The sequence below is a fragment of the Alcanivorax sp. MD8A genome (assembly GCF_002888555.1).
Taxonomy (GTDB): Bacteria; Pseudomonadota; Gammaproteobacteria; order Pseudomonadales; family Alcanivoracaceae; genus Alcanivorax.
Window position 1 is genome coordinate 55,232 of the sequence record NZ_AQOQ01000005.1, and the last position, 14,165, is coordinate 69,396.

General features: G+C 59.0%; 13 protein-coding genes. 6 read left to right on the forward strand and 7 right to left on the reverse strand.

Annotation, left to right across the window (positions count from 1 at the left end; translation table 11 throughout):
• Positions 1–126: 126 nt before the first annotated feature.
• The 7 genes from A15D_RS04075 to bioB form a co-directional block, all read right to left on the reverse strand.
• Positions 127–2,226 (reverse strand): metallophosphoesterase, encoded by a 2,100-nt coding sequence (locus A15D_RS04075; protein ID WP_102790879.1) that lies wholly within the window; start codon positions 2,224–2,226, stop codon positions 127–129.
• Entirely contained in the window at positions 2,223–3,974 is a 1,752-nt protein-coding gene (locus A15D_RS04080) for an alkaline phosphatase (protein ID WP_102790880.1), read from the reverse strand. The genes A15D_RS04075 and A15D_RS04080 overlap by 4 nt, the downstream gene beginning before the upstream one ends.
• A gap of 155 nt (positions 3,975–4,129) precedes the next feature.
• Positions 4,130–4,774, reverse strand: coding sequence for a dethiobiotin synthase (gene bioD, locus A15D_RS04085; protein ID WP_022985267.1), 645 nt, complete (start codon positions 4,772–4,774; stop codon positions 4,130–4,132).
• A gap of 253 nt (positions 4,775–5,027) precedes the next feature.
• Complete coding sequence (gene bioC, locus A15D_RS04090; protein ID WP_102790881.1) at positions 5,028–5,810, reverse strand: malonyl-ACP O-methyltransferase BioC; 783 nt, start codon at positions 5,808–5,810, stop codon at positions 5,028–5,030.
• A gap of 92 nt (positions 5,811–5,902) precedes the next feature.
• Positions 5,903–6,721, reverse strand: coding sequence for a pimeloyl-ACP methyl ester esterase BioH (gene bioH / locus A15D_RS04095; protein ID WP_102790882.1), 819 nt, complete (start codon positions 6,719–6,721; stop codon positions 5,903–5,905).
• A gap of 74 nt (positions 6,722–6,795) precedes the next feature.
• The gene (gene bioF, locus A15D_RS04100; RefSeq protein WP_102790883.1) at positions 6,796–7,962 is read right to left on the reverse strand and encodes an 8-amino-7-oxononanoate synthase; all 1,167 of its coding nucleotides are present in this window, start codon (positions 7,960–7,962) and stop codon (positions 6,796–6,798) included.
• 145 nt (positions 7,963–8,107) lie between these two features.
• Complete coding sequence (gene bioB / locus A15D_RS04105) at positions 8,108–9,256, reverse strand: biotin synthase BioB (RefSeq protein WP_102790884.1); 1,149 nt, start codon at positions 9,254–9,256, stop codon at positions 8,108–8,110.
• Positions 9,257–9,465: 209 nt separating this feature from the next.
• On the opposite strand from bioB, the gene A15D_RS04110 reads away from it, so the two are divergent.
• The 6 genes from A15D_RS04110 (at position 9,466) to A15D_RS04135 (ending at position 14,145) form a co-directional block, all read left to right on the forward strand.
• Positions 9,466–10,047 (forward strand): ComF family protein, encoded by a 582-nt coding sequence (locus A15D_RS04110; RefSeq protein WP_233192060.1) that lies wholly within the window; start codon positions 9,466–9,468, stop codon positions 10,045–10,047.
• Positions 10,048–10,098: 51 nt separating this feature from the next.
• Positions 10,099–10,629: a hypothetical protein gene (locus A15D_RS04115; protein ID WP_102790886.1), complete on the forward strand. Its 531-nt coding sequence runs from the start codon at positions 10,099–10,101 to the stop codon at positions 10,627–10,629.
• A gap of 18 nt (positions 10,630–10,647) precedes the next feature.
• Positions 10,648–11,322: a 2-phosphosulfolactate phosphatase gene (locus A15D_RS04120; protein ID WP_102790887.1), complete on the forward strand. Its 675-nt coding sequence runs from the start codon at positions 10,648–10,650 to the stop codon at positions 11,320–11,322.
• Positions 11,323–11,476: 154 nt separating this feature from the next.
• Complete coding sequence (locus tag A15D_RS04125) at positions 11,477–12,721, forward strand: acyl-CoA dehydrogenase family protein (RefSeq protein ID WP_102790888.1); 1,245 nt, start codon at positions 11,477–11,479, stop codon at positions 12,719–12,721.
• A 198-nt stretch (positions 12,722–12,919) separates the two neighbouring features.
• Entirely contained in the window at positions 12,920–13,735 is an 816-nt protein-coding gene (locus A15D_RS04130) for a fatty acid desaturase (RefSeq protein ID WP_102790889.1), read from the forward strand.
• Entirely contained in the window at positions 13,732–14,145 is a 414-nt protein-coding gene (locus tag A15D_RS04135) for a hypothetical protein (protein WP_102790890.1), read from the forward strand. The genes A15D_RS04130 and A15D_RS04135 overlap by 4 nt, the downstream gene beginning before the upstream one ends.
• The last annotated feature ends 20 nt before the right edge of the window (positions 14,146–14,165 follow it).

The following is a 14,165-nucleotide window of genomic DNA, read 5'->3' on the forward strand; positions in this document are numbered from 1 at the left end:
TCATTACAACGTTCTTTCGAGAACTCTCCCACACTACTTCCTGCGCCTCGCACGCTTTTCTTTCGCAAAAAAAAACCGCGGAGCAAGCTCCGCGGTTTCGTACAAGCAAGACAAATGACGACGGCCTTATAACCCGTCAAACAGTCCTGCCAGCAAATTGGTGATCGGCGACAACAGATCCAGCAGCGGCCCCAATGGGCCAAGCACACGTTCATCCAGTTGCTCCGTCACTTCACGTACTACCGTCAGCAACGTGGAGGACAGCGCATCCCCTGGCAAGGTCGCATAATCCCCCGCTTCTGGAATCTGGTTGAGCCAAAGCACATCGGTCACCAGCGACTCCAAAGTCGCATGAACCGTGCCAACCAGCTGCTCCCCGGTGGCCGAGGTATCCAGCATTACCAGCTGCTCAAGGGTATTGGCCAAACCAAACGACACTGTGGACAACACGGACGTCAGCCCCGCCAGCACCGGCACCTCGCCAGGCACCTGTTCTTCAATACCATCGAGGATGTTATTCAGGTTACGCGCCAGCGCCACAAGCGGGCCTGCAATAAACGCAATATCATCGACCGTACCACCTTCGCCCGGCGCGACACCCGCATTACCAAAACCGTCAGCCAAAGACGCAAAGGCTCCGCCCAGCTGGTCGAAGGGAGCGGGCAGTGCACCAGTATCAATGGCTTCAAGCTGCTCCGAAGCCGCCAGCACCGCCTGCAGGGCTTGCTCAATCTCGCCACTGTCACCACTCAAAATAGCCGCGGTAGCCGCATCCAGTGCGTTGAAAAGAATGTCGGTGCCGGCCAGCATCTGGTCAAACACCTGTCGTTGCTCTTCAGGCAAATGGCTCCCTGCCTGTGTAAATCCGGCAAGCAGGGTTTCACGCAGTTCCTTGAGCGGGCCGGTAAAATCTGCATCGAAGCCCTCCGGCAGCGGCAACGGCAAGGCATAGCCCCCCAGTGCCTGCCCCGAAAAATCATTGCTTGGGGCGATCATTGCCATGGGCTGTTTTTCGAAGCAATGGGTATAACTGGGGGTGAGCGTATCACTACCGCCCGCAACCACACCGAGCCCTTCTGTTCCGGGCTTCACCGTGTAGGCCTCAAGGCACAGAGTGGCCGGCGTCATGGTGTCCGGGTCGGCTTCGGTTGCTTTGACCCAGAAGAAGCCATATTCATCGCCCTGCTGAAAGCGGGCCGCATTGCGTTCCGGGTCATCAATGGAACGGGTCTTCCCGGCTGCACCACTCACCACAAACTCTGTGCGCCCACAGGCCGGAACGGCTTCAAGCACCTGAAGATCATGGTCATGCCCGGCCAGGAAGAAATCGGTTTGATCACACACCGCTTCTTCCATAAAGGCTTTCCAGCGCTCACCAGCCAACACCGGAAGAATTTCACTGGGCACACCATCATAGTTACCGGCGTTGCCATGCGTTCCGTTGGAAAGATAGGGGTGGTGTGCCATGGCAATCTTGAACACCGCATTAGAGCTGCCGATTGCATTCACCGCCCAGTTGCGTTGATCAATACCATAGGTGTGATACGCGTAAGCAATATCCGGGTCGGCAAACCCTCCTGCAATGGGGTTGGAATCCAGCGCGAAGAAATCCACCAGCGGGCGCCCCCCGAGGGTCGTCGTCCCGGCACTGTGTTGGTAGTAACGATCCGGCATGTTCCAACGGTTAGACAATTTGCCGTCAAAATAGGTGTAGTCCACCTGGAACATGCCACGGGCGTTCCCCGCGCCATCACCGCCCACATAGCCGGTGTTGTCATGATTTCCCAGCACCATGTAGAAAGGCAGCTGTACCGGCTCAAAAGGCTTTTCAAATTTATCTTCAAACTGGGGATCATCCACACTGGTCACCCCGGATTCATAGATATTGTCGCCCAGCCCTACCACCAGGTCGCAGCCAGGAAAGGCCATATCGTCAACGAATTCATCCTTGCGGTCACACACCTCGGCAATGGCTTCACCGACCGCATACTGACCTTCCGAGCCGCTGCCGGAATCGCCAATGACAATAAACCGCAGGGCGGCCGGGGGATTCCCGGATACCTCTGTGCCATCCCCATTGCCGTCATCCTCGCCGCCAGGGCCAGAGGGAAGATTAGGCGTTGGGGTGTTGCTACCCCCGCCCCCGGAAGAGCCCCCGCTACCGCCGCCACAGGCGACCAATGCAATGGCCGCGACCAGCGGCAACACTTTCCACGGGGATATCATGACAACACCTCTTTACTTGAATTGAGCCCACTAACGGGGGAAGAAACAGGAGGGTGGAACAGGGCGGTACGCAGGGTGCGCGGGCGTGACACAGGGCCATCTTCCACGATACGGCTGTCGCCACTTTTCACCGCAACAACCTTGGTTTTACTGGTATCAATCTGGCCACGCAGATCATACGACTCGATGCTTTGGGCGTAATAGAACTCCCCTTGAGCCCGGTCGCGCGTCACGTCCACCAGAATGAATCCGCGGGATTTCGCTTCCACGTAACGGATATGCGGATTAACTACCGGAATCAGCACGCCAGCCACCTCGGCGGCCCCCTCCGGGAAGCCCGGACTGGTCACGGCCGGCGTCACAAACTCTGCCGCCAAGGGCTTGTCGAAAAGGTCGCCAAGAAGGGAGCCCGGATTACGGTAAATTTCATTGGCCCAGGAGGTATGGATATCACCGGTAAGGATCACCACGTTGTCGATAGCGTTATCGTCGATGTGATTGAGAATGGTCAACCGATCGGCTGCATACCCGTCCCACTGATCCATGTTGATGGCGGACAGATTGCCGCGAAGCTGCGCACTCCGCTCATCCAGACTGGGAATTTCCAAAATATTGAGCTGGGCGAACATTACCTGCTGACCGATAAAGCGCCAGTGGGCATCAGACTGGCTGAGCGCCTCCAGCAGAAAGTCCATTTGCTCGCTGCTGATCAGGTGACGGTCTTCATCATTGCGGGCGGGATCCAACGGCACCGTCAACTGGGCATCACGCCCCTCAAGACGGGTATCAAGCATGGTCAGATCAATCAGATCACCAAAACGGAACTGCCGGTAGATCACATTGTGATTACCCGGCTCGCGGGGACGAATCGGCAGCCATTCGAAATACGCCTGACGGGCAACCCCCTTTCGGGTTTCCCAGTCGCCTTCCGTCAGCGGCTGGTGGTTACTGGCACCATCGCGGTAACTGTTATCCGTGGACTCGTGATCATCCCAGACCGCAATCATCGGGAACTGCTGATGTACCGCCTGCAGATCTTCATCGGTTTTGTACTGGGCATGACGCAAGCGGTAATCCGACAGGCTGACCATCTCATGAGAAGGCTGCGGATCACGCTCGGGGAAGTCGCCGTATTCGCCGGCCCCATACTCATACACGTAATCACCCAGGTGCAGCACAAAATCCAGGTCACCCTGGTTGGCCACGGCCCGGTACACCGAGAAAAAGCCATAGGGAAAATTCGAACAGGAAACGACGGCAAAACGGGCGCGATCGATGAAATCTGCGGCGGCGGGAAAGGTGCGTGTCCGGCCCACCGCTGACTGCGTCTCCCCCACCTGAAACTGGTAGTAATACCAACGCCCGGCAGCCAGCCCGTCGGCATCAATTTTGACGCAGTAATCCGCATCCGCATTGGTAGTAGTCGTATACGAGGTGACAATCTGCTGCATGGCCGGATCACTGGCGACCTTCACCTCCACCGGCACCACCACGCCGGACTGGTCCGGGGTCACACGAGTCCACAGGATCACTCTGTCCGCCAGCGGGTCTCCAGAGGCCACGCCATGCAGAAACGTCACAGATGGCAACGCATCCGGACCGCCGGGCGGCTCAGGATCAGCAGGAACATTTGGCGCGGGATTATTGACCACCGGGGTGGAGGAGCTGCTTCCCCCGCCACAGCCTGCCAATGCCAGTGTGGTGCCAGCCCCGATAGCCTGCACAAGATTACGACGGATTCGATCCATGCCTTACCCCCTGAAAAGCTGTCATCAACAACAGCTTTCCAAGAGTAGGCAGGAAATTGCACGGCAACAGTGAGCCTTGGGTAGTAGCACTGTAGTGCTATGTAGCGACCTGTAACCGCCCAGTTAAACGTGACGAGGGCGTGACATACGCATGTTTAAACGATGGCAAACGCGCCCGGCAAATGCTGGCGAAGGGTCAACAGATTTTCTTCGCGCACGTCCATATCCCCAAAACAATTGGCCATGGTGCCGGCGTACTGCAAGCCGTCCTTTTCAATCGCTTCAGCCGTCAGCAACGCATGACTGATGCAACCCAGCTTCATGCCCACCACCTGAATCACCGGCAACGCCAACTCCTTGGCCAACCCTGACAACATTTCCCGATCATTCAGTGGGACCCGCCAGCCCCCGGCACCCTCGATGAGAATCAGATCGGCTTTGTGCGCATTCAGGGCCCCGCGCACATAACCTGCCAGTCTGGCCAGCGTCACCACCTTGCCTTCCTGCTGCGCGGCAATATGCGGCGCGATGGCTGCTTTGAGGGCGACGGGATTCACTGTCTCATAGGGAAGCTTCACCGAGCTGGCCGCCATTAACTGCAGCGCGTCTTCGTTCTGCCAGCCATCAGCAGTCGCTTCGCAGCCAGCCGCAATCGGCTTGAGACCGTAGCAACTCAGCCCCGCTTCACGGGCACGCTCCAGCAGGCGACAACTGACCCAGGTCTTGCCGACTTCAGTATCGGTGCCAGTGACGAAGAAGATGCCTTTCAGAGCGGGAAGGGGTGGTTTCTGGTTTTCCATGGGGCACCTTTAAATCAGCAGCTTCGTTGTCGTTGTTTTGTAGAAACAGAGCGGTTTACATGCGCTCTGAAATCTCTACCTCGCTGAGACGAGGATCGCCATGCAAGCATAGCTCCCACAGGGGCATCAGATCCTGCCTGTCGCCGAACTCGACGATTGGCAAGGCATTTCCATTAACCAAAAACCCGGGAACCATGTGAGGTTTTCCTATCCCACAAGCGTAGCTTGTAGCTTGTAGCTTGTAGCTTGTAGCTCAGATTTTTTCCGCTTCCAGAAACAGCACATTCCAGGTGAGCGGCAAGCCTTGCGCGGTTCTTTTCGTTTCGTATTCGGCCACCATTGCCTGCCAGGCATTCTTTCCCGTCAGGCCGGTGGCGCCACTGACATGGTCGGCACCGGTTGCCTTCAGGCGGCGGGCGATGGATTTGACGGAGTCGTAGTATTCCACCATCACCTGCTGCTGCAAATTCGCATCGGCAAAACCTGCCTTGAACGCCGCGTTTTGCCAGTCGTTGAATGTCGGCAATGCATTCACATGGGGGCGTTGGTTCACCGCCTGCCAGCTTTGCTGCAGTTCCTGCAACGAACCACCCAACGGCACCGCCAGCAGCACACGCCCAGCTGGCGCCAGCACCCGGGAAATTTCTTGCAACACGGCCTGCGGATCACACCACTGCAGGGCGAAGCAACTGAACACCAGCCCCTGACTGGCCTGCGCCAGCGGCAGCTGTTCCGCATCGGCACACAGAGGCTGATAGCGTTCATTCAGGCGGCCACGCACGGCCGCTTCTGCCAGCATGGCTGGAGACAGATCCACCGCCTGCCAGTGCACATCCGGCAGTGCCTGCTGCTGGGCCCGGGCAAAGGGCGCGGTGGCGCAGCCCAGGTCCAGCGCATGATTCACCGGCAACTGCGCCGGTAAGCGCTGCACCAGCGAGCGCCCCACGGCCAGCTGCAGGATCGCATGCTCATCGTAGCTGCGCGCGGCGCGGCTGAAGTGCTGGCCGACCAGCTGCTTGTCTGCTGTCGCTTGAATGCTCGCGCTCCTTGAAACAAGTCAGACGTCTGAGGTCGGACGTCTGACGACAATAATCAAACCGTCAAATCAGAATAGTTTTGTGTCCGGCGTCAGACATCCGACGTCAGAGCATATTCCCGCCAGAAGTCATAGATGGCCTGGGTAAAGGTGTCCGGTGCTGACAGGAACGGCACATGGGCCACCTGCTCGATCAACGCCGTGCGACCGGTATTGATCAAGGCCTCACAGGCCGCCATGGCGGCCGCAGGAACAATATGATCGTTTTCGCCAAACACCATCAGCACCGGCATTGGCAGCGTCGGCAACACCGCGCGCATATCCGCATCACGAAGAATATCCAGCCCGCCCCGCAAGGCTTTGGGCGCAGGCAATCCGCAGAAATAAAGAATCTCCTTGAGCCGCGCCGTATCGGCGCGCATGGCGGCACTGCCCTTGCAGTTGAGGGCCAGAAAACGCACCAGGGTGCCCTCCTGATCCTCAGCAAACATTTCCGCAAACTTGCCGAGAATTTCCGGCTTCATGGCGGTGTCCCAACCCTCTGTCGAGGTAAAACGAGGAGACGCCGCTACCGTAACCACCGACTGCACCCGCTGCGGCGCCTTGTCCGCCATGGCCAGCGCCACCAGCCCACCCAGCGACCAGCCCAGCACGTGGGCTTTCTCCGGCATAATCTCCAGCATCTGATCCGCCAGAAAATCGAGGGTGTAATCGGCCGCCGGCAGCGGGCTCTGGCCCATGCCGGGCAGATCCACTACCGTCACCCTGAACCGTTCCAGCAACGCCGGCACGATGTCATCAAAGACAATGGCGTGCAGCCCCCAGCCATGAATCAGGACGACATCCTGCGCCTCGGCATCCTCTACGCCAGTGGCCTTGTAGGTGTTGTGGTAGGGAATCAGCTTGGGCATTAAAGATCCTTTAGTCACGGGGCTGACGTCGGAAGTCTGACGGCAGAAGTAAAACAGGCTCGCCTTTTTGGGCGTCAGGCGTCCGACTTCCGACGTCCGACTTCATCAAGCGCTGCCAGCAACGCATCCACATCCGCCAGTTCATGGGCCGCAGACAGGGTCACGCGCAAACGCGCCTCGCCTTCCGGCACGGTGGGCGGGCGGATCGCGCTGATCAGAAAGCCTTTATCCCTGAGCGCAGCACTCAGCGCCATGGCATCGGCATCGCTGCCGATCAGGATCGGCTGGATCGGCGTCTGCGAGTCCATCAGCGTATAGCCCAGCTCACAGGCGCCGGCACGAAAACGCGTTACCAGCTCCGCCAGTTTTTCCCGGCGCCAGTGTTCCTGCTGTGATTTCTTCAGGCTGGTGAGCGTTGCCGCCGCCACTGCCGCCGGCATGGCGGTGGTATAAATAAAAGTGCGGGCGAATTGTATCAGGGTCTCGATCAGTTGCTGGCTTCCGGCGACAAAAGCACCGCCGGTACCCAGCCCCTTGCCCAGGGTGCCCATCAGAACCTGCACGCGATCATTCACGCCCTGGGAAAACAGTGACCCTCGCCCTCGCTCATCCAGTACGCCAATGCCATGGGCATCATCCACCATCAGCCAGGCATCATTGGTCTCGCACACATTCGCCAGCGCCGTCAGCGGTGCTTCGTCGCCATCCATGCTGAACACGCCATCGACCACTGCCAATTTGCGGCGCGCGTCGCTGCGCTGCAACAGGCGCGACAGTGCAGCGGGATCGTTGTGGGCGAAGCGACGAAAACGGGCGCCGCTGAGCAAGCCACCGTCGAGCAGGGACGCATGATTAAGCCGGTCTTCGAAGACGGCATCAGACTTGCCCAGCAGCGCAGACATCACACCCAGATTGGCCATATAGCCCGTGGAAAAAAGCAAAGCGCGTTCACGGCCGGTGTGCGCTGCCAGCGCCTCCTCCAGATCCTGATGGGGACGCTGATGACCACACACCAGATGAGAAGCACCGCTGCCCACCCCCCAGTCACTGGCGGCCTGCTGAAAGGCAGCAATCACCTCCGGGTCATTGGCCAGCCCCAGATAGTCGTTACTGCAGAAATTCAGGTAATCACGCCCTGCCAAGCGCGCAAAGCGACCACAGGGGCCGTCCATAACCAGCGGCTCGCGAAAGCGATGTTGCTGGCGGCGCTTTTCAAGATCGGCGGCGAGATCAAAGGTCATTGCGAAACCCGTAGGGCGGAAATTGGCGTCAGCCAATCTCCGCCGCGACGTAAGCGCCAATCAATGGCTGGAGAAAATGGATACCTGGCATGGTAATCAGCCACCGGTGGAGATCGGCTCACGCCGATTTCCACCCTGCGGAGAATCAATGCTCGGTAGCAGCAGGGCGGCCTGTGTCCTTGTCGAGCACGTGCTTCGCGGAACGTTTGTCCATGGCGTTATAAAAAAGGCCCGCTTCTTCCGCTTCCTGCTCGGCAACCTGCGCCTTGATGGCTTCTTCATGAGCTTCATCGGAAGCCTCATGACGGGGATCCAACGGATGGATGCCCAGGCGCTTGAACAACTGCTGGTCGTGGTTCGCTTCCGGGTTATCGGTGGTCAGCAAACGCTCGCCGTAGAAGATGGAGTTGGCGCCCGCCATGAAACACAGCGCCTGCGCTTCATCATTCATCTCCTGACGACCGGCAGACAGGCGTACATAGGATTCGGGCATCAGGATACGCGCCACCGCCACAGTGCGAACGAACTCGAACGGATCCAGATCATCCACATCCGCCAGCGGGGTACCTTCAATCTTCACCAGCATATTGATCGGCACAGACTCTGGGTGGTGTGGCAGATTGGCCAGTTGCTGCAGCAGGCCGACACGGTCATCACGCTGCTCGCCCATGCCAACAATGCCCCCACAACACACCTTCATGCCGGCATCACGGACATTGGCCAGGGTGCTCAGACGATCATTGTAGGTCCGCGTGGTAATCACCTTGCCGTAATACTCCGGCGAGGTGTCCAGGTTGTGGTTGTAGTAGTCCAGTCCGGCGTCCGCCAGCGCCTCGGCCTGGCCCTGATCCAGCATACCCAGGGTCATGCAGGTTTCCATGCCCAGCCCTTTCACCTGGCGGATCATGTCGAGCACAAACGGCATGTCACGGTCGCGGGGGCTGCGCCAGGCCGCCCCCATGCAGAAACGGGACGCCCCTTTGTCGCGGGCAGCTTTGGCTTCTTCCACCACGCGGGCGACTTCCAGCAGCTTTTCCTTTTCCAGCTCGGTGTTGTAGTGGCCGGACTGGGAGCAATACTTGCAGTCTTCCGGGCAAGCCCCGGTCTTGATCGACAGCAAGGTGCTGACCTGCACCGCATTCGGATCGAAATTGGCCCGATGGATAGCCGCTGCCTGGAACAACAAGTCATTGAACGGCAGAGCAAACAGGGCTTCGATCTCACTACGCTTCCAGTCATGGCGTACAGCCGTTTGCGACTCTGGCGTCTGGGTAATGCTGGCGGTGGCGGGCATGGTGTCTCTCCTGAACGGGAATCAACAGGCTAGGGAGCGACATGCCAGCTGTCAACTGGAAAGCCGCAACAAAAGTTTACTGCGGGTCATTTTTTAATCAATTCTATCCTTGCCTGCTATGCGGGAAGAAGAGCCGCACCCTGCTTTGCCCTCACTGCATGGTACTGCTGACGCCCTTACAGGGCCCGCTCTGCCGGTGCAGCCTGCCCATGCCTGGCGCGGACAACAGCCAGCCCCCGCCGCTGTGCGGTCGCTGTGTTCGCCGGCCACCCCCTTTTGCTGCCAGTCATTCCCCGCTGATCTACAGCCATCCCCTGGATCGCCTGATTCAACGCTACAAGCACCACGGAGACCTGGTTTGCGAAAACGCCCTGGAACAATTGTTGGCAGGCATGCCCTTACCCTGGCCGGACACCGACGTCCTCTGTGCCGTCCCCGCTCACTGGCGGCGCCGCTGGTGGCGCGGCTTTGACCAAAGCCAACGACTTGCCACCCGGCTCTCCCTCCTCTGGCAACGCCCCCTGCTGCCTGCGCTGTTACGCCAACATGCCACGGCAAGCCAGCAGGGGCTGAAACGCACACAGCGGGAACGCAACCTGCGCCGCGCCTTTCAATGCGTCACGCCCGTGACAGGACTCACCATCACGCTCATAGACGATGTCATGACCACCGGCAGTAGCGCCAGAGCCGCAAGCCGCACCCTGATTGACGCAGGCGCCCATCAGGTCCATGTCTGGACGCTGGCACGCACCCTCCCCCACAAGCACACCCTGGACGCTCACAATGGGTGAAACCCGCCCCCAGCCTAGGCATAATGTCGGCTTATTCATGGAGGGAATGGAATGAAAACAATAACAATCTTGCTTGCCGCCTTGCTGGTATTACCCCTGACAGCCCTTGCCGAAGACCGCTACAGCGGCGTCACCATGATTCGTGGCACCGTCATTTCGGTCGGCCGGGTCGACCCCACGGAAAACATCGATACCGGCTTCTTCGTCGATGCCAACTACAGCAGTGTGGCCATCAACGGCGGTATCGCCACCAAAAAATTCGGCGATTCGCCAATTCGCTCCGCGACCATTGACGGTACCTCTGCCGCAGACGGTGAACGGGTCAACAACGCCTATCTGGGCACAGGCTTCGGCCGCTTTATCCAGATCCAGTATGGCCATGGTAACCACGATGGTCTGATCCGCTACCGTTCCGATTTCAACTATCGCGATGTGGTGGATTTCTTCAGCGGCAGACGCACTCCCAAGGACCGCTTCACACTGGGTGACCGGCTGACCTTTACCATTGCCATTGAGCAGTACCTGGAAGACGAAGAAGAAATTTTCGACAACGCCACCTGGGGCATTGGCCTGCTGTTCTAGCCCCCCCTGCGAGCCGAGATGGAAATACACATTGCCCAGGGGCACAACCCGCCCCACAACATCCACGGCATCACGGTTGTGATTGATGTGATCCGTGCGTTCACCACCAGCCACCATGCTTTCCGCAAGGGGCTGCGTTGCATCTGGCCGGTGGCCAGTGCGGAACAGGCTTTTGCCCTGCGCGATGAGCATCTTCCGGATGCCCTGCTGGCCGGCGAAGTGGATGCCCTGCCCATCAAGGGCTTTGACTTCGGCAATTCCCCCTGGGAGATTGATCAGGCAGAGCTGGCCGGTCGGGAGATGATCATGCGTACCACCAACGGGGTCGCCGCCACATTACGTGCCCGCGACAGCCGGGAAGTGCTGGTGGCCAGCCTGGTCAATGCGGAAGCTACCGCCAACTACCTGCGCCAACAGAACCCGCCCACGGTGGTGCTGGTGGCCTCCCACCCCACCGGCGATGAAGACGTGGCCTGCGCCGAGTACATTCGCCATCTGCTGGGCGGAGAGGGCATCACCTACGAACAGGCACGGGATCGCACCCTGAACGCCCACGCCGCCCAGAAGTTTTTCAACGGCACCCACCCTCGCTTGCGGGCTGCCGACATTGAAGCCGCCGCCAGCACCGAGGGCCCTGACGCCTTGGTCATGCGCGTCCGCTTCGACCCCTTCCCCTGCATCACCGCTCATTAAGGAGCCTGCCCCGGGGCGTCAGACCACCAACGTCTGACGTCCGACTGCCCGCCCATTGATCCCGAACGTCAAGATTTCCGTCCGTTATGATCAATGCGGCGCCGGGAAAGATCTTGTTACTGTTGGGGCAACCTAAAACGGACAGGACATCCCCATGATTCAGTGGTCAGAACAACAACAGATGATCCAGAAAATGGTGCGCGACTTCGTGGAAAAGGAAGTGGTGCCGCAGCTGGATGACATCGAGTACAACGGCGTACCGCCCTACGACATCCTTCGCAAACTGATCAAGACGTTTGGCATGGATGTGATGGCCAAGCAGAGTTTTGACAAGCAACTGGCCCGGGAAAAAGCCATCGCCGCCGGCGACGCCGTAGACGACAAGAAAAAGAAAGAGGGCCCTTCCGCCATGGCCGGGGAAGAAGCGGCCATGCGCATGATCCCCATCATCGAAATCTGTCGCCATGCCCAGGGGCTGGTGACCGCCATGGGTGTTTCCATGGGCCTCGCCGGTGGCGCCATCATGAGCAAGGGCACCATTGAACAGAAAGAACGCTGGGCGCTACCGCTGCTGACACTGGAAAAAGTGGGTGCGTGGGCGATCTCTGAACCCAATGCCGGCTCCGACGCCTTCGGCCAGATGAAAACCGTGGCCCGCCGCGACGGCAATGGCGGTTACATCATCAATGGCAGCAAGACCTGGATCACCAACGGTCCCTTTGCCGACACCATCATCCTGATCTGCAAGCTCGACGAGGAAGGCGTGCCGGCCGAGCAACGCAAAATCGTTTCATTCATCCTCGACAGCGGTATGGAGGGTCTGGAACAGTCCAAGCCATTCAAGAAGATGGGCATTGGCTCCTCCCCCACCGGCGAGCTGTTCCTGTCCGACGTGAAAGTCGGAGCAGATCGTCTGCTTGGCGGCAGCGAAGACAGCTACGGCCGCAGCGGCGCCAAGGGCACGTTCATGCAGGAACGCGCCGGCGTTGCTGCCATGGCACTGGGCATGGTGGAGCGCGCCATGGAGCTGTCCGTCCAGTACGCCAACGACCGCAGCCAGTTCGGCCGTCCGATTGGCCAGAACCAGCTGATCCAGCTCAAGCTGGCCAAGATGGAAGTCGCCCGTACCAACCTGCAGAACATGGTATTCCGCTATATCGAGATGACCGCCGAAGGCAAGCAGATGACCCTGGCCGAAGCCTCTGCCATGAAACTCTATGCCGCCCAGACCGCCATGGAGGTCGCCACCGAGGCGGTACAGATTCATGGTGGCTACGGCTACATGCGAGAATCCCGTGTCGAGCAACTGATGCGCGACGCCAAGATCCTGCAGATTTATGCCGGGACCGACGAAATGCAGGTGATCGCTATCGCCCGGGACCTGTTAAGCCGAGCCTGACCTGCTGGCGCCCCACCTGTGGTGGCTGGGGCGCCTTCCAAAATGCAGAATCGCGCATATCCCTGCAGGTACAAGCGTACCCATATTGACCAAGGCGCCCAACCCTCTGGTTAATGTGGTCTTCATCACACTTTGTGATGCCTCTAAACTCACGCCTTCTTCGTAGTGGGCGCCAGACTTCTGGCCCAGGTGAGTGAGATGTTAGTACGCTATAGGGCTGATCGTGCCGCTGTTGCCCTGGTGTTGGCGGTCTTTTTCATTCAATGCATGCTGTTTTTCTTCAGCTCGGGCCTGACTACCTGGCTGGCGGTGCTCGCATTGATGCCGGTGCAAGTCTCTTGTGGCGCCATCTGCCACAACCATCATCACGTGAATACCTTCGTGAAGAAGCCCCTCAACCGCCTGTTTGAATGCATTCTCTACCTGCAAACGGGCACCAGCCCCCTGAGCTGGACCCTGCACCACAACATCGGGCACCACAAACTGTATCTGGACCCGGAGAATGATCCCTCTCCATGGCAAATGGCAGACGGCAGCCTGATGCCACGCTGGCGTTATGTGCTGGTCAACACACTACGCATCTACCCCGAAATCCATCAGATCGGGCAGCAGCACCCTCAGCTATATCAACGCTTTCTGCGATTGTTAGTGCTTGCCAACATCCCACTGATCGCCGCGTTGCTGTATGACCCGCGCAACGCCTTACTGGTCTTTGTGGTCCCCATGGTTTTCATGCTCTTCATGCTGCTGGACAATACCTACGGCCAACACGCAGGCACCGGTTTTGAAGACCATTTCCATGCCTCACGCAATGTGGAACTCAAACGCTACAACCTGCCCTCCTGGAATCTGGGCTATCACACCGCCCATCACATGCTGCCCGGGCTGCACTGGAGCCAGCTGCCCGAGCTGCATGAGCAGATCCGCCACCGGATTCCCGAGCACCTGATTACCGAGAACGTACTGCTACAGTGGGAGCCGGGGCGACAACAGCGCGGAGGACTATCCTCATGAATCGTCGCCACCTTCGGCTGCTACTCACCACTCTGCTGCTGGGCTTCGCGCCTCTCGCACAGGCCGCAGACTGCTACTATTACTGGGTTCATCAGTGCCTCAACGTGATCGATGCCAGCCAGCGCAAGATCGAGCAGTTTGTGCTGATTTCACCCGCGGTTAACTATCTGAACAGTGGCGACAAACAGTGCACCGACGCCGTGAGCGAGCGCCAACAACAACTGCAGGAAGCCTTGCTTGCCCCCTTTAACAAGGCCGCCAGCAAGATAGAGGCCTGTGACACACCACTGACCGACATCCCTGCGAGGGTGTACGACAACCCCCAAAAAGCGACCTGGCATTACAGCCGTAGCCGCCGGGAGTCACCGGGCAAGACCATTGTCCCATTGGCCGATCTGCCCGCACTGTAAGGCGCCACACTGCCACTGGC

Bases quoted from the DNA above. Each gene is read 5' to 3' on its own strand.
- A15D_RS04130 (WP_102790889.1), top strand. From the start codon at position 12,920: ATGTTAGTACGCTATAGGGCTGATCGTGCCGCTGTTGCCCTGGTGTTG.
- A15D_RS04075 (WP_102790879.1), bottom strand. From the start codon at position 2,226: ATGATATCCCCGTGGAAAGTGTTGCCGCTGGTCGCGGCCATTGCATTG.
- A15D_RS04080 (WP_102790880.1), bottom strand. From the start codon at position 3,974: ATGGATCGAATCCGTCGTAATCTTGTGCAGGCTATCGGGGCTGGCACC.
- A15D_RS04115 (WP_102790886.1), top strand. From the start codon at position 10,099: ATGAAAACAATAACAATCTTGCTTGCCGCCTTGCTGGTATTACCCCTG.
- bioH (WP_102790882.1), bottom strand. From the start codon at position 6,721: ATGCCCAAGCTGATTCCCTACCACAACACCTACAAGGCCACTGGCGTA.
- A15D_RS04135 (WP_102790890.1), top strand. From the start codon at position 13,732: ATGAATCGTCGCCACCTTCGGCTGCTACTCACCACTCTGCTGCTGGGC.
- A15D_RS04125 (WP_102790888.1), top strand. From the start codon at position 11,477: ATGATTCAGTGGTCAGAACAACAACAGATGATCCAGAAAATGGTGCGC.
- bioF (WP_102790883.1), bottom strand. From the start codon at position 7,962: ATGACCTTTGATCTCGCCGCCGATCTTGAAAAGCGCCGCCAGCAACAT.
- bioB (WP_102790884.1), bottom strand. From the start codon at position 9,256: ATGCCCGCCACCGCCAGCATTACCCAGACGCCAGAGTCGCAAACGGCT.
- A15D_RS04120 (WP_102790887.1), top strand. From the start codon at position 10,648: ATGGAAATACACATTGCCCAGGGGCACAACCCGCCCCACAACATCCAC.
- A15D_RS04110 (WP_233192060.1), top strand. From the start codon at position 9,466: ATGCCTGGCGCGGACAACAGCCAGCCCCCGCCGCTGTGCGGTCGCTGT.
- bioD (WP_022985267.1), bottom strand. From the start codon at position 4,774: ATGGAAAACCAGAAACCACCCCTTCCCGCTCTGAAAGGCATCTTCTTC.